The sequence below is a fragment of the Amycolatopsis sp. cg9 genome (assembly GCF_041346945.1).
Classification (GTDB): Bacteria; Actinomycetota; Actinomycetes; order Mycobacteriales; family Pseudonocardiaceae; genus Amycolatopsis.
The window spans coordinates 4,819,772-4,843,387 of the sequence record NZ_CP166850.1; the positions used below are offsets into that span (position 1 = coordinate 4,819,772).

23 protein-coding genes are annotated in these 23,616 nt (G+C 71.7%); 13 read left to right on the forward strand and 10 right to left on the reverse strand.

Annotated features, from left to right (window positions below):
* Positions 1–60 precede the first annotated feature (60 nt).
* From AB5J73_RS23080 to AB5J73_RS23095, 4 genes are read left to right on the forward strand one after another with little or no spacing between them, the layout of a single operon-like run.
* Positions 61–1,173: a Re/Si-specific NAD(P)(+) transhydrogenase subunit alpha gene (locus AB5J73_RS23080; protein WP_370972139.1), complete on the forward strand. Its 1,113-nt coding sequence runs from the start codon at positions 61–63 to the stop codon at positions 1,171–1,173.
* Positions 1,170–1,481: an NAD(P) transhydrogenase subunit alpha gene (locus AB5J73_RS23085; protein WP_329050201.1), complete on the forward strand. Its 312-nt coding sequence runs from the start codon at positions 1,170–1,172 to the stop codon at positions 1,479–1,481. The genes AB5J73_RS23080 and AB5J73_RS23085 overlap by 4 nt, the downstream gene beginning before the upstream one ends.
* On the forward strand, positions 1,478–2,866 hold the full coding sequence (locus tag AB5J73_RS23090; RefSeq protein WP_370972142.1) for an NAD(P)(+) transhydrogenase (Re/Si-specific) subunit beta: 1,389 nt from the start codon (positions 1,478–1,480) through the stop codon (positions 2,864–2,866). The genes AB5J73_RS23085 and AB5J73_RS23090 overlap by 4 nt, the downstream gene beginning before the upstream one ends.
* On the forward strand, positions 2,863–3,594 hold the full coding sequence (locus AB5J73_RS23095; protein ID WP_370972144.1) for a lipoate--protein ligase family protein: 732 nt from the start codon (positions 2,863–2,865) through the stop codon (positions 3,592–3,594). The genes AB5J73_RS23090 and AB5J73_RS23095 overlap by 4 nt, the downstream gene beginning before the upstream one ends.
* A 29-nt stretch (positions 3,595–3,623) precedes the next feature.
* Here the strand turns inward: AB5J73_RS23095 and AB5J73_RS23100 are convergent, their stop codons facing one another.
* On the reverse strand, positions 3,624–4,052 hold the full coding sequence (locus AB5J73_RS23100) for a histone-like nucleoid-structuring protein Lsr2 (protein ID WP_370972146.1): 429 nt from the start codon (positions 4,050–4,052) through the stop codon (positions 3,624–3,626).
* A 129-nt stretch (positions 4,053–4,181) separates the two neighbouring features.
* Here AB5J73_RS23100 and AB5J73_RS23105 point away from each other — a divergent pair, with 129 nt between their 5' ends.
* Positions 4,182–5,576 (forward strand): NAD(P)/FAD-dependent oxidoreductase, encoded by a 1,395-nt coding sequence (locus AB5J73_RS23105; RefSeq protein ID WP_370972148.1) that lies wholly within the window; start codon positions 4,182–4,184, stop codon positions 5,574–5,576.
* A gap of 1 nt (position 5,577) precedes the next feature.
* On the opposite strand, the gene AB5J73_RS23110 is transcribed toward AB5J73_RS23105, so the two are convergent.
* On the reverse strand, positions 5,578–7,926 hold the full coding sequence (locus AB5J73_RS23110; protein ID WP_370972150.1) for a hypothetical protein: 2,349 nt from the start codon (positions 7,924–7,926) through the stop codon (positions 5,578–5,580).
* Positions 7,927–8,198: 272 nt separating this feature from the next.
* Between AB5J73_RS23110 and AB5J73_RS23115 the strand changes: the two genes are divergently transcribed.
* Together AB5J73_RS23115 and AB5J73_RS23120 are read left to right on the forward strand one after the other, a co-directional pair.
* Positions 8,199–8,702, forward strand: coding sequence for a DUF3145 domain-containing protein (locus AB5J73_RS23115; protein ID WP_125306203.1), 504 nt, complete (start codon positions 8,199–8,201; stop codon positions 8,700–8,702).
* Between the two features lie 31 nt (positions 8,703–8,733).
* On the forward strand, positions 8,734–9,327 hold the full coding sequence (locus AB5J73_RS23120) for a hypothetical protein (protein WP_370972152.1): 594 nt from the start codon (positions 8,734–8,736) through the stop codon (positions 9,325–9,327).
* 45 nt (positions 9,328–9,372) lie between these two features.
* On the opposite strand, the gene AB5J73_RS23125 is transcribed toward AB5J73_RS23120, so the two are convergent.
* From AB5J73_RS23125 to AB5J73_RS23145, 5 genes are all read right to left on the reverse strand, one after another.
* Entirely contained in the window at positions 9,373–10,623 is a 1,251-nt protein-coding gene (locus AB5J73_RS23125; protein ID WP_370972154.1) for a beta-ketoacyl synthase, read from the reverse strand.
* 29 nt (positions 10,624–10,652) lie between these two features.
* The gene (locus AB5J73_RS23130) at positions 10,653–10,898 is read right to left on the reverse strand and encodes an acyl carrier protein (RefSeq protein WP_004559006.1); all 246 of its coding nucleotides are present in this window, start codon (positions 10,896–10,898) and stop codon (positions 10,653–10,655) included.
* Positions 10,899–10,972: 74 nt separating this feature from the next.
* On the reverse strand, positions 10,973–11,956 hold the full coding sequence (locus tag AB5J73_RS23135) for a beta-ketoacyl-ACP synthase III (RefSeq protein ID WP_370972157.1): 984 nt from the start codon (positions 11,954–11,956) through the stop codon (positions 10,973–10,975).
* The gene (locus AB5J73_RS23140; protein WP_370972159.1) at positions 11,953–12,876 is read right to left on the reverse strand and encodes an ACP S-malonyltransferase; all 924 of its coding nucleotides are present in this window, start codon (positions 12,874–12,876) and stop codon (positions 11,953–11,955) included. The genes AB5J73_RS23135 and AB5J73_RS23140 overlap by 4 nt, the downstream gene beginning before the upstream one ends.
* Before the next feature lie 172 nt (positions 12,877–13,048).
* Complete coding sequence (locus AB5J73_RS23145) at positions 13,049–14,263, reverse strand: PucR family transcriptional regulator (protein ID WP_370972161.1); 1,215 nt, start codon at positions 14,261–14,263, stop codon at positions 13,049–13,051.
* 131 nt (positions 14,264–14,394) lie between these two features.
* Here AB5J73_RS23145 and AB5J73_RS23150 point away from each other — a divergent pair, with 131 nt between their 5' ends.
* From AB5J73_RS23150 to AB5J73_RS23170, 5 genes are all read left to right on the forward strand, one after another.
* Positions 14,395–15,303: an ABC transporter ATP-binding protein gene (locus AB5J73_RS23150; RefSeq protein WP_370972163.1), complete on the forward strand. Its 909-nt coding sequence runs from the start codon at positions 14,395–14,397 to the stop codon at positions 15,301–15,303.
* Positions 15,300–16,520 (forward strand): ABC transporter permease, encoded by a 1,221-nt coding sequence (locus AB5J73_RS23155; protein ID WP_370972164.1) that lies wholly within the window; start codon positions 15,300–15,302, stop codon positions 16,518–16,520. Before AB5J73_RS23150 ends, AB5J73_RS23155 begins: the two co-directional genes overlap by 4 nt.
* A 310-nt stretch (positions 16,521–16,830) precedes the next feature.
* Positions 16,831–17,604: a hypothetical protein gene (locus tag AB5J73_RS23160; RefSeq protein ID WP_370972167.1), complete on the forward strand. Its 774-nt coding sequence runs from the start codon at positions 16,831–16,833 to the stop codon at positions 17,602–17,604.
* A 196-nt stretch (positions 17,605–17,800) separates the two neighbouring features.
* Positions 17,801–18,520, forward strand: coding sequence for an MOSC domain-containing protein (locus tag AB5J73_RS23165; RefSeq protein ID WP_370972169.1), 720 nt, complete (start codon positions 17,801–17,803; stop codon positions 18,518–18,520).
* A 54-nt stretch (positions 18,521–18,574) separates the two neighbouring features.
* On the forward strand, positions 18,575–19,213 hold the full coding sequence (locus AB5J73_RS23170) for a nicotinamide riboside transporter PnuC (protein ID WP_370972171.1): 639 nt from the start codon (positions 18,575–18,577) through the stop codon (positions 19,211–19,213).
* Here AB5J73_RS23170 and AB5J73_RS23175 read toward each other — a convergent pair.
* Positions 19,194–20,804, reverse strand: coding sequence for an L-lactate permease (locus AB5J73_RS23175; RefSeq protein ID WP_370972173.1), 1,611 nt, complete (start codon positions 20,802–20,804; stop codon positions 19,194–19,196). The genes AB5J73_RS23170 and AB5J73_RS23175 overlap by 20 nt on opposite strands.
* A gap of 118 nt (positions 20,805–20,922) precedes the next feature.
* Positions 20,923–21,513, reverse strand: coding sequence for a TetR/AcrR family transcriptional regulator (locus AB5J73_RS23180; protein WP_370972175.1), 591 nt, complete (start codon positions 21,511–21,513; stop codon positions 20,923–20,925).
* A gap of 82 nt (positions 21,514–21,595) precedes the next feature.
* On the opposite strand from AB5J73_RS23180, the gene AB5J73_RS23185 reads away from it, so the two are divergent.
* Positions 21,596–22,339: an SDR family oxidoreductase gene (locus AB5J73_RS23185; RefSeq protein ID WP_370972177.1), complete on the forward strand. Its 744-nt coding sequence runs from the start codon at positions 21,596–21,598 to the stop codon at positions 22,337–22,339.
* Here the strand turns inward: AB5J73_RS23185 and AB5J73_RS23190 are convergent.
* The gene (locus AB5J73_RS23190; RefSeq protein WP_370972179.1) at positions 22,336–23,547 is read right to left on the reverse strand and encodes an alpha-hydroxy-acid oxidizing protein; all 1,212 of its coding nucleotides are present in this window, start codon (positions 23,545–23,547) and stop codon (positions 22,336–22,338) included. The genes AB5J73_RS23185 and AB5J73_RS23190 overlap by 4 nt on opposite strands.
* Between the last annotated feature and the right edge of the window lie 69 nt (positions 23,548–23,616).

Genomic DNA, 23,616 nt, shown 5'->3' on the forward strand with positions numbered 1-23,616 from the left:
GGGACTGTCGGTCCGGCGTGGTACAACCCTCGGATCGTGCCTCGCCGATGAGGAGGTCGTGTGACGGACAGCGAACAGAGTCAGCAGCTCACCGTGGGTGTGGTGACGGAGTCACGCCCCGGGGAGCGCCGGGTGGCCGTGGTGCCCAAACTGGTCGGGAGGCTGGCGCAGCGCGGGCTGCGCGTGGTCGTCGAACCGGGCGCCGGGGCCGGGGCGCACCTGAGTGACGACGCGTACACCCGAGCGGGCGCCGAACTCGGCGACGCGTGGAGCGCGCAGATCGTCGTGAAGGTCAACCCGCCCACGCCGGACGAGGTCGCGAAGCTGAGCCGGGGATCCGTGCTCATCGGCTTCCTCGACCCGCGCGGCAACCCGGAGGGGCTCGCGAAGCTCGAAGAAGCGGGCCTGCGCGCGTTCGCGATGGAGGCGGTCCCGCGGATTTCCCGGGCGCAGGCGATGGACGCGCTGTCGTCGCAGGCCAGCATCGGCGGTTACCGCGCCGTGCTGCTCGCGGCGCAGAAGCTCCCGCGCTTCTTCCCGATGCTCACCACCGCGGCGGGCACCGTCCCGCCGGCCAAGGTGCTGGTGCTCGGCGCCGGTGTCGCCGGCCTGCAGGCGCTCGCCACGGCGAAGCGGCTCGGCGCGCAGACCACCGGCTACGACGTGCGGCCCGAGGTCGCCGAGCAGGTCAAGTCGCTCGGCGCGCAGTTCCTCGACCTCGGCATCGAAGCGGTCGGCGAAGGCGGGTACGCCCGCGAGCTGACGCCGGAGGAGCGCGAAGAGCAGCAGCGGCGGCTCACCGAGGCGATCACGAAGTTCGACGTCGTCATCACCACCGCGCTGGTGCCGGGCCGCAAGGCGCCGACGCTGGTCACCGCGGACGCCGTCAAGGGCATGCCCGCCGGGTCGGTCGTGGTCGACCTCGCGGGCGAGACCGGCGGCAACTGCGAGCTGACCAAGCCGGGCGAGGACGTCGTGGAGCACGACGTCACCATCTCGTCCCCGCTGAACCTGCCCGCCGAAATGCCTTCGCACGCCAGCGAGCTGTACGCGCGCAACGTCACCGAGCTGCTGGAGCTGCTCGTGACGAAGGAAGGCGCGCTGGAGCTGAACTTCGAAGACGAGATCGTCGCCGGTGCCTGCGTGGCCGGGCGCGAAGGGAGTGCCGCGTGAGCCCACTCGTGCAGAACCTGGCGGTGCTCGTGCTCGCCGGGTTCGTCGGCTTCGCCGTCATCTCCAAGGTGCCCAACACCCTGCACACGCCGCTGATGTCCGGCACCAACGCCATCCACGGCATCGTGCTGCTGGGCGGGCTGGTCGTGCTCGGCCTCGGCGTCGACGGCGTCTTCAACAAGATCCTGCTGGTGATCGCGATCGCCTTCGGCACGATCAACGTCGTCGGCGGCTTCCTCGTCACCGACCGGATGCTGTCGATGTTCAAGGGCAAGAAGCCCGCGCCGGCCGAGGAGGACGAGAAGTGACCGACTTCATCGCGATCCTCTACATCATCGCGTTCGCCCTCTTCATCTACGGCCTGATGGGCCTCACCGGCCCGCGCACCGCCGTCCGCGGCAACTGGATCGCCGCGGTCGGCATGGGCATCGCCGTCATCGCCACCCTGCTCACCCCCGGGATGGGCAACTGGGTGCTCATCGCCCTCGGCGTCGGGATCGGCGTGGTCGTCGGCGTCCCGTCGGCGCGCAAGGTCAAGATGACCGCGATGCCGCAGATGGTGGCGCTGTTCAACGGCGTCGGCGGCGGCGCGGTCGCGCTCATCGCGTGGGTCGAGTTCAACTCCACCGGCGGCTACGCGCACGAACCGGCGTACATCGCGATCGCGTCGCTGTTCGCCGCGATCATCGGGTCGATCTCCTTCTGGGGCTCGAACGTCGCGTTCGGCAAGCTCCAAGAACTGATCAGCGGCCGCCCGATCACCCTGGGCAAGCTGCAGCAGCCGGTCAACGCGCTGCTCCTGCTGGCCGCGCTCGGCTGCGCGGTGGCCATCATCGCCGGCGGCGACTCCTGGCTGCTGATCGTCGGGCTGCTGGTCGCCTCCGGCGTCCTCGGCCTCACGGTCGTGCTGCCGATCGGTGGCGCGGACATGCCGGTCGTCATCTCACTGCTCAACGCCTTCACCGGGCTTTCGGCCGCGGCGATGGGCCTGGCGCTGGACAACACCGCGCTGATCGTGGCCGGCATGATCGTCGGCGCGTCCGGCTCGATCCTGACCAACCTGATGGCCAAGGCGATGAACCGGTCCATCCCGGCGATCGTCGCGGGCGGCTTCGGCGGTGGTCCGGCGATCTCGGCCGGCGGGGGTGCCAAGGAGGAGCGCCCGGTGCGCTCGACCAGCGCGGCCGACACCGCGATCCAGATGGCCTACGCCAGCAAGGTCGTCGTGGTGCCCGGCTACGGCATGGCCGTCGCGCAGGCGCAGCACACCGTCCGCGAAATGGCGAAGCTGCTGGAGAAGAAGGGCATCACGGTCGCCTACGCGATCCACCCGGTCGCCGGCCGGATGCCCGGGCACATGAACGTGCTGCTCGCCGAGGCCGACGTGCCGTACGAGCAGCTCAAGGAGATGGACGAGATCAACTCCGAGTTCGCCCAGACCGACGTCGCGCTCGTGATCGGCGCGAACGACGTCACGAACCCGGCCGCGCAGACCGACCCGAGCTCGCCGATCTACGGGATGCCGATCCTCAAGGTCAACGAAAGCCGGTCCGTGATCGTCTTGAAACGCGGCATGGCGTCCGGCTTCGCGGGCATCGACAACGACCTGTTCTACGATCCGAAGACCAGCATGCTCTTCGGGGACGCCAAGTCGTCGGTGGGCGAGATCGTGGAGGAACTCAAGGCGCTATGACGACCGGGTCGGATGTGCGTGCCGCGTTCACCGACCCCGCCGAGAACCTCGCGTTCGACGAAGCGCTCCTCCGGGTTGCGCCCGAGTCACCGGTGCTGTGGCTCTGGCGCAACCCGGTTTGCGTCGTGGTGGGGCGCGGGCAGCGGATCGCTCGCGAGGTGCGCGTCGAGGAGTGCGCCCGTGACGGCGTTCCGGTGCTGCGGCGGGCCAGCGGCGGCGGCACCGTGTTCCACGACCCGGGCAACCTGAACGTGACCTTGGTGCTGCCCGGCCCGGCCGACCGGCCCCTGGAGGCGCTCGGCCAGGTGATGAGCGCCGCCGTCGACCAGCTCGGCCTGGTGCCGCGGATCGGCGACCGCGGGCTGTTCGTCGGCGACGCGAAACTGTGCGGGTTCGCCGTCTTCCGCACGAAGACCGGGCTGCTGGCCCACTCGACGCTGCTGGTCGAGACGTCGGCCGCGCTGGTCGGCCGCTACCTGACGAGCGCGCCGCCGGACCCGCGGCCGCTCGACTCGCACCGCAGCCCGGTGGCGTCGCTGGCCGAGCACGGCATCCGGCCCGGCTTCCCGGCGGTCGAGGCCGCGGTGCGGGCGGCGGCGTCGCAGATCCTCGGGACCTTCGTGCCGCGCCCGCCGACTTCGGCCGAACGGGACCGGCAGCGCGCGCTGCTGCACACCCGCTACCACTACCCGTTGTGGCACGCGGACGGCGCCCAGCGCGCGGCCTGACTCCCGGACCGCCGTTGTCTACTGTGGACTTACTCGGCGGCCGAGAACGTGACGCCGGGCACCTTGCGCGTCGTCGCCCGCGTGGTCTTCTTCGGCTCCGCCGTCTTCCGGGCACGGGTGGTCTTCGCCGGCTCGGCGTTCGCCGCGGCCGGCTTCGCTTTGGCGGCGGCCTTCGGCGCGGCCTTGGTGGTCGTCGCCTTCGTGGTCTTGGTGGCCGTCTTCGCCACGGCCTTCGCGCGCGGCCGCTTCGCGCCCGGCACGATCCGCGGGCGGCGCTTGCGGCCCCCGGTGCGGCGCCCGGCGTCGGCGTAGCGCTGCAGGAGCTCGCGCAGCGCGTCGGCGTTGGCGAAGGAGAGGTCGATGTCGTACTCGATGCCGTCCAGCCCGAACCCGACCGTCTCCGCGGCGGCCTCGCCGGTCAGATCGTCCAGCACCCGCACAGCCGTGTTCTTGGCCACGACAACCTCCCGTGCTCTTCGGGCGCACCGGGTCGACGGCACCCGGTGCCGCCGATAGACCTTGCAGCTTCTCCGGACGAGGATAACCGTTGGCTTGCGCGATCCCGCGCGGTGGTGTGCGCTGAACCCATGGCTGCACAGACTTTTGACGTAGTGGTGATCGGCGCGGGTCCGGTGGGGGAGGTGGCCGCCGAACGGGCGGCCCGCGGCGGGCTGAAGGTCGCCCTCGTCGAGCACGAACGCTTCGGCGGCGAGTGCTCGTACTGGGCCTGCATCCCGAGCAAGGCGTTGCTGCGGCCGGGAAATCTCCTCGCCGCCGCCAAGCGCGTGCCCGGCGTGCCGGTCGGCGACCGGATCGACCCGGCGGCCGTCTTCGCGCGCCGTGACTGGTTCACCGGCAAGGGCGACGACTCGGGACAGGTCGACTGGGCGCGCGGCGCGGGCATCGAACCGGTCCGCGGGCGCGGCGTGATCACCGGTGAGCGGGAGGTGACCGTCGGCGGCGACCGCGTGCTGACCGCGCAGCACGCGGTGATCGTGTGCACGGGCAGCGTGCCGAACACGCCGAAGATCCCGGGTCTCGACACGATCCGGCCGTGGGGTTCGCGCGAAGCGACGTCGGCGGAGTCGGTGCCGGCCCGGCTCGGCGTCCTCGGCGGTGGCGTGGTCGGCGTCGAAATGGCGCAGGCGTTCGCTTCGCTCGGCTCGGAAGTCCACCTGGTGATCACCGGTGAGCGCCCGCTGCCGCGCAACGCGCACTTCGCCGGCGACCTCGTGCTGCACGGCCTGCGCGAAGCCGGGGTCTTCGTCCACACCGAGTCGGGTGTCGAGCGGGTCGCCGCGGGGGCGTCCGGCACCGAACTGACCTTGAAGGACGGCGAGATGGTCGTCGTCGACGAGTTCCTGGTGGCGACCGGGCGCCGTCCCGCGACCGCCGGCATCGGCCTGGAGGCGCTCGGCCTGGAAGCCGGCTCCGCGCTGACGGTCGACGACACCGGCCGGGTGTCCGCAGTGGACGGTGGCTGGCTGTTCGCGGCGGGCGACGTCACCGGCCGCGCCCCGCTGACCCACCAGGGCAAGTACGGCGCCCGCGCGGCCGGCGACACGGTGGCGGCGCTGGCCGCCGGTACCGAGGTCTCCGCCGAGCCGTGGAGCCGCTTCACCGCGACGGCCGACCACCACGCCGTGCCGCAGGTGGTGTTCACCGACCCGGAGGTCGCGGCGGTCGGCCTGGCGGACGCGCGGCCGGGGTCGGCCGACCGGGTCGTCGACATCGACATCGCGGTGGCGGGTTCGTCGCTGCACGCGGACGGCTACACCGGCAAGGCCCGGATCGTGGTCGACACCGAGCGGAACGTGCTGCTCGGCGTGACGTTCGTCGGCCAGGACGTCTCGGAGCTGGTGCACTCGGCGACCATCGCGATCGTCGGGGAGGTGCCGCTCGACCGGCTGTGGCACGCGGTGCCGTCGTTCCCGACGATCAGCGAGGTGTGGTTGCGGCTGCTCGAGGCCTACGGGCTCTGACTCACTGCGTGGGCAGGTCCAGCGCCGCCTTCGCGGCGCGGGTGAGGCCGGGATCGTCCGGAGTGGACGGTCCCGGCGCCCAGACGGCCTGCACCAGCCGCACGGACGTGCCTTCGACCTTCGACGCGTAGGCGGCGTTCTCGAACCTCGGCAGGGCGGTTTCGCCCCACTTGCCGGTCTCGGTGGCGAGGTCGAGGATCCCGCCCCCGCCCGGCGTGTCCGCGACGGCCTTGAAAGCGGCCGCCTGCGCGGCGTCGGGGAATTCGACGATCCCGACGGTGACGGCCCCGGGCCGCCCGTCGACGGTGGTGGCGTAGCTGGCGCGCCGCACCCCGGAGCAGCTGGTCTGTTGCAAGCTGGCCTGGGCGTCCCCGAAGGCGTGCGACGCACACCGCTGGTCGGCGTCGGCGGCGCGCAAGGCGAACTGCAGGCTCTGCGCGGGAGCGGCACTCGTCGCACTGGCGGGCGGCGGCTGGGTGGCGGGCGTGGGCGGCCCGGTCGGCGCGGCGGCGGTGTCGTCCCCGGTGGTGGCAACGGCGATCGCGGCGACGACCAGCAGGACGAGCAGGCCGATGGCGCCGAGGGGAAGCCACCGGACGGTGCGGGAGCTGCCCTCGGGCTCCGGCCGGGGCCGGGGGAACGGCTGGGGAGCGGCCGGCTGGATCGGCTGCCGGGCCGGGGGCTGCGGTGGGGGTGCGGCTCGCTCCGGGCGCGGTGTGGTGGGGAAGCGTTCGGTGCGCGCGGCGTCCGGTTCGAGGGTTTCGGTGCGTTCGGTGTCCGTGGTGGACGGTCCGGGCTCACTCGAGTGGGTGGACCTCGGTGCTTCGGTGCCGGGGAAGGCCGGTGGCGCTGGGAGGACTTCGGTGCGTTCGGTCTCCGGGGTCGGTGCGACCTGGGGGAGCGAGATTTCGGCGGCGAGGGGAAGTTTTGGCTCCGGTGCGGGGGTGGCAGGTGCGGAATCGGTGGCTGCCGGACGTTCGGGCTGCGGTGCGGGCCCGGTTCCCGCTGGGGTGGGCTCGGCGGATGCGGCGGCGGCCGGAAGGTCCGCTTCCGGTGCGGGCTCGGTTTCCGCGGGTGGTTGCACGGCGGGTGCGGCTGCGGAGGTTGCGGGAAGGTCCGGCACGCGCCCGGTTGCCGCGGGCGGCTGTTCGGCGGGCGTGGTTTCGGAGGTTGCGGGAGGGTTCGGCTCCGGCGCGGGCCCGGTTGCCTCGGACGGTCGCGCGGCGGTGAGCTCGGCGGGTGCGATTGCCGCGGGTGGCTCCGCTGTGGCGGGCTTGGCGGGTGCGGGTGGCTCCGCTGTGGCGGGCTTGGCGGGTGCGGGTGGCTCCGCTGTGGCGGGCTTGGCGGGTGCGGGTGGCTCCGCTGTGGCGGGCTTGGCGGGTGCGGGTGGCTCCGCTGTGGCGGGCTTGGCGGGTGCGGGTGGCTCCGCTGTGGCGGGCGCGGATTCCGTGGGTGGTTCCGCTGCCGTGGTGTCGGTGGGTGCCGGCTCGGCGGTGTGGGGGAGTTCGGGCTGTGGTGCGGCTTCCGCGGGCGGTTCCGCTACCGTCGCCCCGGCGGGGGCGCGTTCGGGCTCGGCAGGAGGCTCCGCAACCGGTTTCGGGTGGGGTGGGACCGGGGTCTCGGTCCGCCAGTCGGATCCACCGGCTGGTGCCGAAGCAGCAGCTGCCGCCGAAGCCGGGGAAGTCGCTGCCTGGGCCGGGACCTCCGGGCCGCTGTCCCAAAGGGACTCCGGGGGCGAGTCGTCCGTGAAGCGGCTGAAGCCTTCGCCCACCAGGATGTCGTCGGAAAACTCCGGGGCGTCCGGGGCCAGGCCGCGGATCAGCGCGCGTACCTGGTCCACCGAGCGGGGCCGGTGGGCCGTTGCCAGTGAAACCGTCGCCGCGAGCATCGTCGTCGGGGTCGGGTGCAGGACCCGGACCGGGCCGGCCAGGTCGCCCGCCGGCTGGTCGACCGTCTCCACGTACGGGCCCACCGCGATGATCGTGCCCACCGGGGCCGTGCCCGGGACCAGGGCGGCGATCTTGCGCTCGCACGCCTGGGAGACGTCGAGGGCCTCGGTCGCCGGGTTGACCGCGTCGTCGTCGGCGACCAGGGGCCAGCCGTCCGCTCGCCATTCGGCTCCCAGCGGGGCTTCCAGGCGCAGGGCGGGGTCCGGGAGGTCGACGCCGATGACGATGATCACGCCGTGTGGCAGGAGGACCACGGCCTCGATCGGGCGGTCCGCAACCGCGCCGACACCGATCAGGGCGATGCCGCCGATCACGGTGCTGCCGCGGCCGAGGGATGCCAGTGCCGCCCGGATGTCGTCGGCCACCCGGGACTGCTGCCGCTCCAGGCGCACCAGTCGCACCGAAAACCCTCCCTGCTCGTCGTTCCGGGTCATCACGCTAGCGCGCGTGGCCGTATCCATCGTGCGACACGGGGACGACGCGGCCGCGTGCCCTCCGAAAGTGGTGCCCCGGGTGACTTGTGGTGTTCATGTGGCCAAACAGCACGGTTGGGGTGCAGAATGTGCTACAACGCATCGGAGGCGGTATTCGGGAGCCGCGCTGAAGCCGTTCCGCAGCTCGAGTCAGGGCGTAGGGGAAGACGTCCCTCGTCGAGCAACAAGCGGAGGTAGCAGTGAGCACCCGTGGCAGCACCCGAGGTGTGGTGTACGTCCACTCGTCGCCGTCTGCGGTGTGTCCGCACGTCGAGTGGGCCATTTCGGGCACCCTGGGTGCCCGCGTTGACCTGAAGTGGACGGCGCAGCCGGCCAGTCCGGGTCAGCTTCGCGCCGAATGCGGTTGGCGCGCGCCCGCGGGCACCGGCGCCAAACTGGCGTCCGCCCTCAAGGCGTGGCCGATGATCCGGTTCGAAGTCACCGAAGAGCCCAGCGCGGGCGTCGACGGCGAACGGTACTGCTTCGCGCCCGGCCTCGGCCTGTGGCACGGCCGGACCAGTGCCAACGGCGACATCGTGGTGGGCGAAGACCAGCTGCGCGCCCTCGTCGCCATGACCCGCGGGGGTGAGTCCCTCGCGCACAAGCTCGACGAACTCCTCGCCGCGAGCTGGGACGAGGCGCTCGAACCCTTCCGCCACGCCGGCGACGGCGCTCCGGTGACCTGGCTGCACCAGGTCGGCTAGCCGCGGGACGGGGGCCCGGTACGCTCACGGCGTGACCACCCCCGCCCCCAGCTCTCGCCAGCGCTGGCTGGTGCCCGTCGTGGTCGTGGTGCTGTCCGTGACCGTCGGGGCCGGCCTGCTCGCGCGCGAGCTCTACCGCCGTCCGGACCAGCCCGCCGACGACACGTCCGCCGCGGTCTCGACGCCGTCGACGTCGGGCAGCGGCGAGCCGGCCGCCGCGGACGCCGTGCGGATGACCGACGACGCGCGGGCCCACCCGCAGGCCGACGCCGTCCGCCGGGTCATCGAGACGTACTTCTCGGCCATCAACACCAAGCAGTACCAGCAGTGGACGAGCGTGGTCAGCGCGCAGCGGGTGGCCGAGCAGTCGCTCACGACCTGGAAGAACGGCGTCCGGACCACAAAGGACAGGGACGCCGTCGTCTACCGGATCGAGCGCGGCTCCGGCTCGTCGCTGCGGGTCCTGGTCGGGTTCACCAGCGTGCAGAACCCCGAGGACGCCCCGCCGTTCTTCCAGGAGCCCTGCATCAAGTGGCGGCTGGTGCTGCCGATGGTCGTCGAGCAGGCCGCGCTGAAGATCGATTCGATCGACAAGGGCCCGCCACCCGAACACGAAAAATGCTGATGAAAAAGGGGCCCGGCCGAAGCCGGGCCCCTTTTTCCGCGTCCGTCAGGCCGCGGGGGTGAACAGCAGGGCGGTGTTGTGACCGCCGAAGCCGAACGAGTTGCTGATCGCCGCGGTCAGCTCGACCTTGCGCGGCTCACCCGCGACGACGTCCAGCTGCACCCGCGGGTCCAGATCGGTCAGGTTCATCGTGGCCGGCACGATGCCGTGGTAGAGCGACAGGATCGTGATGATCCCCTCGACCGCGCCGGCCCCGCCGACGAGGTGGCCGAGCGCGCCCTTCGGCGCCGTCACGACCGGGTGTTCCCCGACCGCGTTGCGGATCGCCGCCGCCTCGCCGATGTCACCGACCACAGTGGACGTCGCGTGGGCGTTCACGTGCCCGACGTCCGCCGCGGTGACGCCGGCCATCTTCATCGCCGCGCGCATCGCGGCGATCTGGCCGATGCCCTCGGGGTGGTTGCCGGTGATGTGGTAGGCGTCCGAGGTGATGCCGTGCCCGGCGATCGTCGCGTAGACGCGCGCCCCGCGGGCCTTCGCCAGGTCCGCGCGCTCCAGGATGACCACGCCGGCGCCCTCGCCGAGGACGAAGCCGTCCCGGTTGGCGTCGAACGGCCGCGAGGCCGCACCCGGGTCGTCGTTGCGCGTGGACACCGTGCGGGCCTGGGCGAAGCCGGCCAGCGTGATCGGGTGGATGCACGCTTCGGCACCGCCGGCGACCACGACGTCGGCGCGGCCGGAGCGGATCATCTCCACCCCGCTCGCGATGCCTTCGGCTCCCGACGCGCAGGCGGAGGCCGGCGAATGCACGCCGGCCCGCGCCTTGAGGTCGATGCCGACGTGCGCGGCCGGGCCGTTCGGCATCAGCATCGGCACGGTCAGCGGCGACACCTTGCGGAGACCCTGCTGGTGCAACAGGTCGTTCTGGGTGAGCAGGGTGACCGGGCCGCCCACGCCGGTGCCGATCGACACGCCGAGGCGGTCGGGGTCGACGTCGGTGTGCTCGTCCGTCGGTTCCGCGTACCCGGCGTCGGCCCACGCCTGGCGGGCGGCGATCAGCGCGACCTGCTCGCAGCGGTCCAGCCGGCGGGCCTGCACCCGCGGGAGGACCTCCGAAGGATCGACGGCCAGCTGACCGCCGATCTTCACCGGCAGCTGCAGTTCCTCGACCCAGTCGGCCTCGATCGCCCGGACCCCGCTCCGCCCGGCCAGCAGACCGTCCCAGGTGGACGTGACGTCCCCGCCGAGCGGTGTGGTGGCGCCGAGACCGGTGATCACGACGTCGATGTTGCTCATGGGAGTCTCCTCAAGGAGGGGAAGAGGACTTACTTGGAGTTGGCCGAAACGTAGTTCACGGCGTCGCCCACGGTCTTGAGGTTGGCGAGCTCGTCGTCCGGGATCTTCACGCCGAACTTGTCCTCGGCCTGCACGGCGATCTCGACCATCGACAGCGAGTCGATGTCCAGGTCGTCCACGAACGACTTCTCGGCGGTGACGTCGTCCTGAGCCACACCGGCCACCTCTTCGACGATCTCGGCGAGGCCGGCGAGGATCTCAGCGTTGTCAGCCATGGGGTTGTTCCCTTCTCGGTGTTTCTTGGGTCTCTGGTCCGCGGGCGAATTGCCCGCGGGGAGCGTAACGGTGGTCAGGGGCAGACGAACGCCTGCCCGGCGTAGGACAGGCCCGCACCGAACCCGACCGCCAGCACCACGTCGCCGGACTTCGCCGTCCCGGCCTTGCGCATGTGGTCCAGCGCGAGGGGGATGGACGCCGACGAGGTGTTGCCGGAGTACTTGATGTCGTCCGCGACGACCATGTCCTCGCGGGCGCCCTGCGTCCGCAGCTTCTTCGCGATCGCCTCGACGATGCGCAGGTTCGCCTGGTGCGGGATCAGGACGTCCACATCGGACGGCTTCAGCCCGGCGACCTCCAGCGCCCGCAGCGCGATCGGGGCGATCTGGGTGGTGGCCCACCGGAAGACCGACTGGCCCTCCTGGTAGATGAACTCGTCCTCGGTCATCCCGATCAGGTCGACGAGGTCGCCCGCGCTGCCCCAGGAGACCGGGCCGATCTGCGGCTCGTCGGACTCGCCCACCACCGCGGCGCCCGCGCCGTCGGCGAAGATGATCGCGTTCGCGCGGTCGGTCGGGTTCACCGAATCGGTGAGTTTTTCGGCGCCGATCACGAGGACCTTCTTGGCCGAGCCGCCGCGGATCAGGTCGGAGGCGACGCCCAGGCCGTAGCAGAAGCCGGCGCACGCGGCGTTGAGGTCGAACGCGCCGGGGCTCGGGATCCCGATCCGGGCGGCGACCTGCGCGGCCGCGTTCGGGATCGGCGTCGGCATCGTGCAGTTCGGCAGGATGACCGTGTCCACTTCGGACGGATCGACCCCGGCGTCGGCCAGCGCGGCGGTGCCGGCGGCGACCGCCATGTCGGTGAGCAGCTCGTCCTTCTCGGCGAAGCGGCGCTCGATGATGCCGACGCGAGTCCGGATCCACTCGTCGTTGGTTTCCATGATCTTCGAGAGGTCGTCGTTGCTGACGATCCGCTCGGGCTGGTAGCTGCCGACGCCCAGCACGCGGCTGCCGTGGGAGCCCGGGTTGAGGCTCAGGGCCGGTCGGTCGGTCACGAGGCGTCCTCCTGGCGCAGCGCGGCCAGCTCGGCCGGCGACTTCAGCGCGGTGGTAGTGGTGACGACGCCCTTGAGCTGCCGCTTGACCAGGCCGGTCAGGGTGCCCGCGGGCGCGAGTTCGACGGTGCGGGTGACGCCGAGCGAGACCAGGCCGTCCATCGTCAGGTCCCAGCGGACCGACCGGGTGACCTGGGAAACGAGCCGCTCCAGGTACTCGGCTCCGCTGGTGACGACGGCGCCGTCCGCATTGGACAGCAGCGGCCGGGTGGGGTCGGCCGGGGTCAGCTCGGCGGCGTGGGCGCGCAACGCCTCTTCGGCGGGCGCCATGTACTGCGTGTGGAACGCGCCGGCGACCTTGAGGGCGCGGATCTTCGTGCCTTCCAGGGGCTCGGCGACGATCTTCGCGACGGCGTCGGCCGCGCCGGAGGCGACGATCTGCCCCGCTCCGTTGCGGTTCGCGGCGGTCAGGCCGCGTTCTTCCAGCCACGCGACGACCTGCTCGGGGTCCCCGAGCATGACCGCGGCCATCGACGTCGGTTCGAGCGCGCAGGCCTTGGCCATCTCGGCCCCGCGGACGGCGGCGAGCGCGACGGCGTCCTCGGGCCTCAGCACCCCGGCGATCGCGGCCGCGGCGAGCTCGCCGACGGAGTGGCCGGCGACCGGCGCGTCCGCGGCGACCGGGGCGGTGGCCTGCAGGTGCTCGAAGGTGAGCAGCGAGAGGGCGACGATCAGGGGCTGCGCGACCGCGGTGTCCTGGATCTCTTCCGCGTCCGCCTCGGTACCGAGGCGGAGCAGGTCGAGCCCGGCGCGGTCGGACCACTGGGCGACGCGCTCGCGCGCGCCGTCGAGGTCGAGCCAGGGCGTGAACATGCCGGGGGCCTGGGACCCCTGACCGGGAGCGAGGACTGCTGCTGTCACCCTTCAAGACAACACGGCGGGGGTGCTTTCCCGGGATGCCGACGCTCACAGTGTCTACGCGGCGTCTTTGTCGGAACCCTCCAAAGACGCGCCGGAGAAGCTCGCGCGTAACCCGGATGCCTTGTCGGGTTCAATCACCTTTCGCTGTTAAGTCCATCACGTGACGCGGCCCTCACCAGAGGCCGCGGGCGCGGGCCAGCCGGCCCACCGTGAGCGCGATCCGCAGCACCAGCGCGTCCCGGGGGTCGGTCGGCTGGCAGCCGGTCAGCTCCGCCGCCTTCCGCAGCCGGTACCGGACGGTGTTCGGGTGGACGAACAACGTCTTGGCGCACGTCTCCAGCACGCCGCCGCTCTCCAGGTACGCCTCCACCGTGCGCTGCAGCGTCGGGCCCGCTTCCTCCAGCGGGCGCGCGATCGCGTCCACCAGCAGGCGCTCGGCCTCCGCGTCCCCGGACAGCGCGCGCTCGGGCAGCAGGTCCCCCGACCGGACCGGCCGGGGCGCGCCCGGCCAGCCGACGACCGCGCGCAGCCCCGAGAGCGCCTCCGTCGCGCTGTGGTGGGCTTCGGCCAGTGACGGGACCGTCGGGCCGGCGACCACCGGGCCCTCGGCGAACGCGACCGACATGCGCGTCAGGATTTCCCGCTCCTTGACCCCGCCTTCGGTCGGCCCGCCGACCACGACCACCAGCCGGGAGCCCTGGACCGACAGCAGGACCGGGCGGCCGACGCGGGCGGCGCGGCTGCGGACCTCGAACACCACGGCGGGTGGGTCGTCCGACGGCGGGTTCCCGACCAGGACGGTCGCCGCCGCCGTCGGGTCCCAGCCCAGCGCCGTGGCGCGGGAAAGCACCGACTCCTCGGCGTCGCCGCGGACGATGCCGTCGACGACCAGTGCCTCCAGCCGGGCGTCCCAGGCGCCGCGAGCTTCCGCCGCGGCCGCGTACGAGTTGGCCGCCGCGAACGCGATTTCCCGGCCGTAGCGGAGGATTCCTTCGATCAGTGCCGCCCGTTCCGCTTCGTTCGCGGCGAATTCCGGCAGCTGCTCTTCGAAAACCTCGATCGCGAGGCGCACCATGCCGACCGCCTGGCGCAGGCTGACCCACCGCGACAGCTCGGCCGGGGCGTCGCGGAACGCCTCGGTCGTCAGCTTCAGCGCTTCCTTCGAGTCCCGCAGCCAGCCGACGAAGCCCGCGGCGCCCGCCTGGGTGATCAGCAGCACGCTCGCGCGCTGGTCGGCGGGCAGCCGGGCGAACCAGGTCAGCCGCTGCTCCATCACCGCGATGCTGGCGCTGGCCAGGCTGCCGGACGCGTGCTCCAGCCGCCGGAGCGTCTTCGCGGACAGTCCGTGGTGCTTCGGCACCCGGCGCGGGGTGGTGGTTCCATCCATGGCTGAAGCGATCCTACGTGCTCCGCAACTTTCGTAGCCCCCGGCGGCAACGCGGGAAGGTAGGCGGAGCGTGTCAGTACTGCCTAGGATCGCGGGCAACGGGGAAGCTGGAGAGAATTGGGGGAACCGGAATGACCGGTTTAGAGATCGACGCGATCTCCAAACGCTACGGCGACGTGGTCGCTCTGCGGGAAATGACCTTCGACGTCCGGCCGGGCGAATTGTTCGGGTTCGTCGGCAGCAACGGGGCCGGCAAGACCACGACCATGCGCATCGCGCTCGGCGTGCTGTCCGCCGACACCGGCGAAGTCCGCTACGACGGGCAGCCGGTGACGCACGAAACGCGGCGCCACATCGGGTACATGCCCGAAGAACGCGGGCTCTACCCGAAGATGAAGGTGGCCGAGCAGCTGACGTACCTCGCGCGGCTGCACGGCATGTCCGCGGCCGACGCGGCGGCGTCGACGGAGAAGTGGACCGAACGGCTGGGGGTCGCCGCCCGCCGGGAAGACGAGGTGCAGAAGCTCAGCCTCGGCAACCAGCAGCGCGTCCAGCTGGCCGCGGCGCTGGTGCACGAGCCGCGGATCCTGGTGCTCGACGAGCCGTTCTCCGGCCTCGACCCGGTCGCGGTCGACGTGATGAGCGCGGTGCTCAAGGAAAAGGCCGCCGAGGGCGTGCCGGTCGTGTTCTCCAGCCACCAGCTCGACCTCGTCGAGCGGCTGTGCGACCGGGTCGGCATCGTCCGGAGTGGACAGATGGTCGAGGTCGGCACGGTCGGCGAGCTGCGGGCCGGCGGGGCCGTGCGGCTGCGCGTCGACGTCCCCGAGGCCGGTGCCGGCTGGGCCGACGGCGTCGCGGGCGTGCGGGTGCTCGGCCGCAAGGGCACGGTCACCGAACTGGAGCTGGGCGACGGCGCCGACGACCAGGACGTCCTCAAGGCCGCGCTGGCCACCGGGCCGGTGCGCGAGTTCGCGCGCGAGCAGCCGACGCTGGCCGATCTGTTCCGTTCCGTCGTGACGACCGAGGAGGTTCCCGCATGAACAGCCCGCTCCCGGACGTCCGGATGAGCCCGATGAGCGCGGTGGGCCTGGTCGCCTCCCGCGAGATCAGCACCCGCGTGAAGTCGAAGGCCTACCGCGTCACCACCGTGGTCATGCTGCTGCTGATCGTCGTCGGCATCGTGCTGATCAAGCTGATCTCGGGCGGCGGCGGCGCCGACTCGACGGTCGGCTACACCCCGGCGACGGCGCCGTTCGCGGCGCCGCTGAAGGCCGGGGGGCAGGCCGTCGGCGAGACCATCGACGTCACGCAGTTCGCCGACGAAGCCGCCGGGCGCGCCAAGCTGGCCGACGGCTCGATCGACGCGCTGCTCACCGGCGACGGCAAGACCGTGCACGTCCAGGTGAAGAAGGACCTCGACGGCAAGCTCTCGAACGTGCTGCAGCTGCTGTCCCGGCAGGTCGCGCTCGACCAGCAGATCACCGCGCTGGGCGGGAACCCGGCGCAGTTCGAAGCGGCCGTCTCGGCCGCGAAGTTCATCGAAGACCCGCCGCTGGAGCAGCCGTACGACTACAACGGCCAGCAGCTGGTGCTGGGCATCGCGGCCGGCATCCTGATCTACCTCTCGCTGATGATCAACGGCCAGAGCGTGGCGCAGGGCGTGGTCGAGGAAAAGACGTCACGGGTCGTGGAACTGCTGCTGTCGACGATCAAGCCGTGGCAGCTGATGGCCGGGAAGGTGCTCGGCATCGGCGTGGTCGGGCTGATCCAGATGCTCGTGATCGGGGCCGGCGGGGTGATCGCCGGACTGGCGGCCGGGGTGCTCACGATTTCCGTTTCGGCCGCCGTCGGGACGGTCGTCTGGCTGATCGTCTGGTACCTGCTCGGGTTCTTCATGTACTCGATCGTGTTCGCCGCGCTGGGCGCGCTGGTTTCGCGCCAGGAAGACGTCGGCGGCGCGACGATGCCCGCGTTGATGTTCGTGATCGCCGGGTACGTCGTCGGCATTTCCGTGCTGCCGTCCGACCCGGGGAACACGTTCGTCGAGGTGCTTTCCGTGATTCCGGTCTTCGCGCCGACGCTGATGCCGATGCGGCTGGCGATGGGCGGGGTCCCGGTGTGGGAAGCCGTGGTGTCGGTGGGGCTGGTGGTGCTGATGATCCCGGGGCTGATCTGGCTCGCCGCGCGGATCTACCGGAACGCGGTCATGCGCAGTGGCGCGAAGGTGAAACTGCGCGACGCCCTGCGCGCCGCCTGAGGTTCGCCGATTGTTCACCCGGCCCTCGGACGCTTCGGTGTCCGGGGGCCGGAACACTGTTGTCCGATAAATGCTCGAGGCCGCCCGGCGCTCGCGGTTTACGCTGCGCCGGACGGCCTCGTCTCCCCGGTCCCCACCGGTAGAACCAGTATGGCCACCGGTGATCTTTCCGCGCCAGTCGTCTCACTCGATCGTGGGGCGCACGAGTTGCCGCCGCTGGGTACCTGATCAACGATCCGGTGCAACACAGCGGCACCACCCCGAATCCGCGGGTGGAGATTCGGGCGCAAAACCCGTGGAGGGAGTCGGTATGGGCCAGCAACTGAAGGACGGGCTCGGGCAGGCGTGGAACCTGGTGGCCACGTTCGTCCCGAAACTCGTGGGATTCTTGATCATCCTGCTGATCGGCTGGCTGATCGCGAAGGCGGTTTCGAAAGCGCTGGGGCTCGTCCTCGGGAAAGTCGGGTTCGGGAAACTCGTCGAGAAGACCGGTCTTTCCGGGAACATCGGCAGCCAGAAGATCGACGCGGCCGGGATCCTCGTCAAATTGGTGTACTACTTCATCCTGCTGATCGCGCTGCAGCTGGCGTTCGGCGTGTTCGGGCCGACGAACCCGGTGAGCCAGCTGCTCAACGACATCATCGCGTTCCTGCCGCGGATCGTGGTCGCGCTGGTGCTCGTCGTGGTGGCCGCGGCCATCGCGAAGGTCGTGCGGGACGTCGTCGCGTCGGCGCTGTCCGGCCGGGGCGCGGCGCGCCCGCTCTCGATGGCGGCCTACTGGCTGATCATGGCGTTCGGCATCATCGCCGCCCTCGGCCAGGTGAACATCGCGACGGCGATCACCGGCCCGGTCCTGATCGCGGTCCTCGCCACGATCGGCGGCGTGATCGTCGTCGGCTTCGGCGGCGGCCTGATCAAGCCGGCCCAGGACCGCTGGCGCGGCTGGATGGCCAACATGGAGCACCAGCTGGAGACGCCGCAGCAGCGCACCGGCGAGATGGGCACCGCCGAGCGGCCGCGGATGCCGGTGGGGGCGGACAACACCCCGACGCCGCCGGCCGGCACCCCGCGTCCCCAGATCTGACCGGGTAGCGGCGGGAACGGGCTCGGCGGACGAGGAAGCCGGGTGGTTCTGGCTGCTGCTGCGGTGTCGCGAATGACTCATTGGGGACCTCCGCGGTCCCCAATGAGTCATTCGCGACCTTGGTGGAGCTGTTGCCATCGGGCCGGGAGCGCCGTCTTGGCTTCAAGACGTCCCGGGCGGGCACTACGCTGGGGCGATGGGGGTCGTGGCGGCGCTCTGGCGCTATCCGGTGAAGTCGATGGCGGGCGAGCGGCTGGCCGAGGTGGCGGTCGGGGAGCGCGGCCTCGAGGGCGACCGCCTGTACGCGGTCCGGGATCCCGAAGGCCGGTTCGGCAGCGGCAAGAACTCCACCCGGTTCCGGCGGATGCCGGGCCTGCACGCGTTCGCCGCGCGCTACGACGGCGCCGTCCCGGTGCTGACCTTCCCGGACGGGCGCGTGCTCCGCGGGGACGCCGCGGGCGTGCACGCCGAGCTCGCCGCCGCGCTGGACTTCCCCGGCGTCGAGCTGGCGAAGGAAGCGGACATCCCGCACCACGACGAAGCCGACGTCCACCTGGTCACGACGTCTTCGCTGGCCTGGCTGGCCGAACGCGCGCCCGGGGTCGCGCTGGACGAGCGGCGGTTCCGGGCCAACCTCCTGCTCGACACCGGATCGGCACCCGGGCGCACCGAGGAATCCTGGGTGGGGGAGCGGGTGCGGATCGGCGAAGTGGAGCTGGCGGTCCTCCGCAAGGCGGTCCGCTGCGTGATGGTCGGCCTGCCGTGCGACGGGCTGCCGGCCGCGCCCGGGCTGCTCAAGACGATCTCCGAGGTGAACGGCGTGACGTTCGGCGTGCAGGCCCGCGTGGTCCGCGGCGGCGTCCTCCGCGTCGGGGACGTCCACGAGGTGGGATGTTCCGCCCCTCACACTCCCTAGGGAATTCACCTCCCGCGGAGCATGTTGGGAGCGGTAGGACGAAAGGGGCGTGCCGTGGACTTCCTGCTGCACCACGGGATCACCGTGCTGGGCCAGTGGATCTCGATCGCGGAGCTCGCCGGGCAGGTGTTCGCGCTGGCGGTCGTGTTCCTCGCGCAGCGTCGCACCCTGTGGACGTGGCCCGTGCAGGTCGGGGCGACCGTGCTGCTGTTCGCCGTCTACGTCTCCGCGCACCTCGGCGGGCTCGCCGCCCGGCAGGTCGCCATCCTCGCCATCTCGCTCTACGGCTGGTGGGCCTGGACGCGCCGCAAGGACCCGGTGTTCGGCGTCGTCGTCCGCTCGGGCCGGCTCGCCGAACGGCTGGCCATGCTCGGCGCCTTCCTCGTCGGCACGACGGTGATGGCCCTGGTCCTGGACGCGCTGGACGCGTCGTGGGCGCCGTGGCCGGACGCCGCGATCTTCGTCGGCACCCTCGTCGCCTTCGGCGCTCAGGGCGCGGGACTCGTCGAGTTCTGGCTGGTGTGGCTGGTCGTCGACGCGATCGGCGTGCCGCTGCAGATCTCCTCCGGCCTGTACTTCTCGGCGGCGATCTACATCGTGTTCGCCGGGCTCGTCGTGCACGGCTGGTGGAGCTGGAACCGCTCCGCCAAGCGCGTCGCGGCCTCGTCCGGGGTCATGGCAGCATCCAGCTGAGCACCGGCGTGCTCTGCCCCCACACGATCAGGCACATCACCAGCAGCAGTCCCAGGCTCCACGGCAGCACCTTCCGCAGCAGCTTGCCCTCCTCACCGGGCAGGTTCGCGGCCACGCAGGCGATCGTGAGGTTCTGCGGCGACACCATCTTGCCGAGGACGCCGCCGGAGCTGTTGGCCGCGGCCAACAGGTCCGCCGGCAGGCCGGTCTTGGCCGCCGCCGTGACCTGCAGCGCGCCGAACAGCGCGTTCGCCGACGTGTCGGAGCCCGAGACGGCCACGCCGAACCAGCCCAGCACCGGGGACAGGAACGCGAGCCCGGCGCCGGCCGCCGCGATGAACGTGCCGATCGTGCTGGTCTGCCCGGACAGGTTCATCACGTAGGCCAGCGCGAGCACCCCGGTGACGGTGAGGATCGCGAACCGCAGCTCCTTGACGGTGGCCAGCCACTCCTGCGCGGTGCCGCTCGCCGAGACGGCCAGCACCGCCGCGGTCAGGACCCCGGCCAGCAGGACGAGCGTGCCGCCGGTGTTGAGGAACGGCAGCGAGAAGGTGTTGCCGGAGACCGGCTTCCCGTTCGGCCCGGCGACGTTCAGGCCGGGCCAGTGGAACTTCCAGGTCGCCTTGTCCAGCAGCTTCTTGACCGGCGGCAGGACGGCGACGGAGAAGATCACGATGATCAGCGCGTAGGGCAGGTACGCCTTGACGACGTCGGTGCGCGAGTCTTCCGGCGGGGCCTCCGCGGTCGCCGTCCCGCCGGTGCCGATCCGGACGGCTTCGGGCACCGGGCGGCGGGTCTGGGGGAGCGCCACGAGCGCGGCGGCGCCGGCGAGCGCGGCCCCGATGTCGGCCAGCTGCGGCGACACGTAGTTGGACGCGAGGAACTGCACGAGCCCGAACGCGACCCCGCAGACCAGCGCGGGCAGCCAGGTGTCCTTCAGCCCGCGCTTGCCGTCGACGATGATCACCAGCAGCAGCGGCACGACCAGCGCGAGCAGCGGCGTCTGGCGCCCGACGATCGAGGACACCTCCTGCAGCGGCAGGCCGGTGACCTGGGCGAGGGTGACGACGGGCGTGCCCATCGCGCCGAACGCGACCGGCGCGGTGTTCGCGACCAGTGCGACGACCGCCGCCTTCACCGGGTGGAAGCCGACGGCCACGAGCATCACGGCGCTGATCGCGACGGGCGCGCCGAACCCGGCCAGCGCTTCCATCAGGGCCCCGAAGCAGAAGGCGATGATGAGGGCCTGGATCCGCGGGTCGTCGGAGATCCGGCCGAACGAGCGGCGCAGGACGTCGAAGTGCCCGGTCCGCACGGTGAGCCGGTAGATCCACAGCGCGTTGACGACGATCCACATGATCGGCCACAGCCCGAACGCGGCGCCTTGGAGCGCCCCCGAGACGGCCTGCACGACGGGCATCCCGAACGCGGCGACGCCGACGACGAGCGCGACGAGCAGCCCGATGAGGGCGGCGTGGTGCGCCCGCATCCGGACGGCGCCGAGGAGCACGAGGACGGTGGCCAGCGGCAGCACGGCGACGAGCGCCGACAGGCCGAGTGAACCGAGGGGAGTCACGTCTTGCACGAACACGGGCGACCTCCGTTTTCCACGATGCGAAAACGGCCTTTCGGCGAGTGCCCGAGATCTTCGTCACAAACCAGGCGGTCCGTCAAGAAGTTGAGACCGGTTGGCCCAACGAGTCAGCCCTTCACGGCCGGGGCAGCACGGCGAGCGCCGTCTCGGCGATCGCGCGAAGCTCCTCCGGCTCGACGCCGCCCTTGCCCAGCGCTTCGAGGCCGCGCAAGACGGCCAGCACGAGCCCGGCCAGGTGGGCGGGGTCCGCGCCGGCGGCGATGTCGCCCGCGCGCTGGGCGCCCGCGATGCACGCTGTCAGGTGGTCCTGCAGGTCGCGGAACAGCTGCCGGCTGCGGGCCGCGACTGCCTCGTCGTGCTCCGCGCATTCGGCCGTGCTCTTCGCGATCAGGCACCCGCGCCGCGCCCGGTCGGCGGCGACCGACTCGGCGATCGCCCGCACGTGGTCGCCGAGCCGCCGGTAGGCCGTTTCGTCGGGGCCTTCGAGCTGTTCTCGCACGCCGTCGGCCGATTTGGTGCAGTAGTGGTCGAAGACGCGCAGGAAGAGCGCGTGCTTGTCACCGAAGGCGCCGTAGAGGCTGCCCTTCCCGAGGCCGGTCGCGGCGGCGATGTCGTCGACCTTCGTGCCGGCGTAACCGCTCTCCCAGAACTGGTCCCTGGCCGCGCGCAGGACCGCTGCCTCGTCGAAGCTCCGGGGTCTCGCCATGGACTCAGGCTACCCATTCTTGACTATCTCGTCCAGAACGGCGTACGTTCTGGACGAGATAGTCAAGAACTGGAGGAGCAACGTGAACCTGGAGAACAAGACCGCGGTCGTGACCGGCGGCAGCACCGGCATCGGGCTCGCCATCGCCAAGCGCTTCGCGGCCGAAGGCGCGCACGTGTTCATCACGGGCCGCCGGAAGGAAGCCCTCGACGACGCGGTGGCCGAGATCGGCGGCGGCGTCACGGCGATCCGGGCGGACTCGGCGAACCTGGCCGACCTCGACGAGCTCTACCGCGCGGTGGCCGAGCGCGGCCGCGGGCTGGACGTCGTGGTCGCCAACTCCGGCGGCGGGACCTTCGCCCCGCTCGGCGAAATCACCGAAGAGCAGTTCGACGCGACGTTCGGCACCAACGTCAAGGGGGTGCTCTTCGCCGTCCAGAAGGCGCTGCCGCTGCTGAACGCGAACGCGTCGATCATCCTGACCGGCTCGACGACGTCGACGCGGCCCGGCGCGGCCTTCAGCGTCTACGCGGCGACGAAGGCGGCAGTGCGCAACTTCGCCCGCAGCTGGGCGCTCGACCTGAAGGGAACCGGCACGCGGGTCAACGTCCTGAGCCCGGGACCGACGCGCACCCCGGGCCTGCTGGGGCTGGTGCCCGGCGACGAGCAGCAGGGCCTGGTCGACGGCCTCGTGGCGGAGGTCCCGCTGGGCCGCCTCGGCGACCCTTCGGAAATCGCGGCCGCCGCGCTGTTCCTGGCCTCCGGGGAGGCGAGCTTCGTCAACGGCGTCGAGTTCTTCGTCGACGGCGGCCAGGCGCAGGTCTAACGCAGGGTGGCGTGGCTCGGCGTCAGGTCCTTCAGGGTCCGGACGCCCAGCAGCTGCATCGTGCGGACCATCTCCGTGCGCAGGATGTCGACGCACCGCTGGACCCCGCGCTCGCCGCCGGCCATCAGGCCGTAGAGGAACGCGCGGCCGACCAGCACGGCGTCGGCGCCGCGGGCGATCGCCGCCACGATGTCGCCACCCGACAGGATGCCCGTGTCGATCCACACCTCGGCGCCGCCCTGGAGCTCGTCCAGCACCGCCGGCAGCAGCTCCAGGGGCGTCGGGGCGCGGTCGAGCTGGCGGCCGCCGTGGTTCGAGATGAGCACCGCGTCCGCGCCGTGCTTCACGACGTCGCGGGCGTCGTCGACGTTCTGCACGCCCTTGACCACGAGCTTCCCGGGCCAGGTCCGGCGCACCCAGTCGAGGTCGTCGAAGTTCAGCGTCGGGTCGAACAGCTTGTTCAGCAGCTCGGCGACGGTGCCGTCGAAGTGGCTCAGCGAGGCGAAGTGCAGGGGCTCGGTGGTGAGCAGGTTGAACCACCACGCCGGGTGCGTCGCGCCGTCGAGGAACGTCTTGAGCGTCAGCGCCGGCGGGATGGTGAGGCCGTTGCGGACGTCCCGCAGGCGCGCGCCGCCGACCGGGGTGTCCACGGTCAGCATCAGCGTGTCGTAGCCGTTCTCCCACGCGCGATTCATCAGATCTTCGCCCGCGCCGTGGTCGCGCCAGACGTAGAGCTGGAACCACTTGCGGGCTTCGGGCGCCGCCGCGGCGAGGTCCTCGATCGACGTCGTCGCCATCGTCGAGAGGCCCATCGGGATGCCGTTGCGCTGCGCCACGCGGCCGACCGCCGCCTCGCCCTCGTGGTTCATCATCCGCGTGAAGCCGGTGGGGGCGAAGGCGAACGGCAGCGCCGAGGTCTTGCCGAGGATCTCGCGCGTGGTGTCCACATCGGACACGCCCCGCAGCACGTTGGGGTGGAACTCGATCCGCCGGTAGGCCTGGCGGGCGCGGCGCAGGCTGTCTTCCAGCTCGGCCGCGCCGTCGGTGTAGTCGAACGCCGCCCGGGGAGTCCGCTTGCGGGCGATCGTCCGCAGGTCGGCGATGGTGTGCGCGTTCGCCAGCCGCCGGTCGGTGGGGTTGAGCACGAGCGGCTTCGGTCGCAGGAGCTGCTTCAGCTCGTCCGGCTTCGGCAGTCGGCGCTTCGTCACCTTCATCAACTCCCTAAGCGAGCGGGACCCGGCAGACATCCGATGTCTGCCGGGTCCCTTTCTAGCACC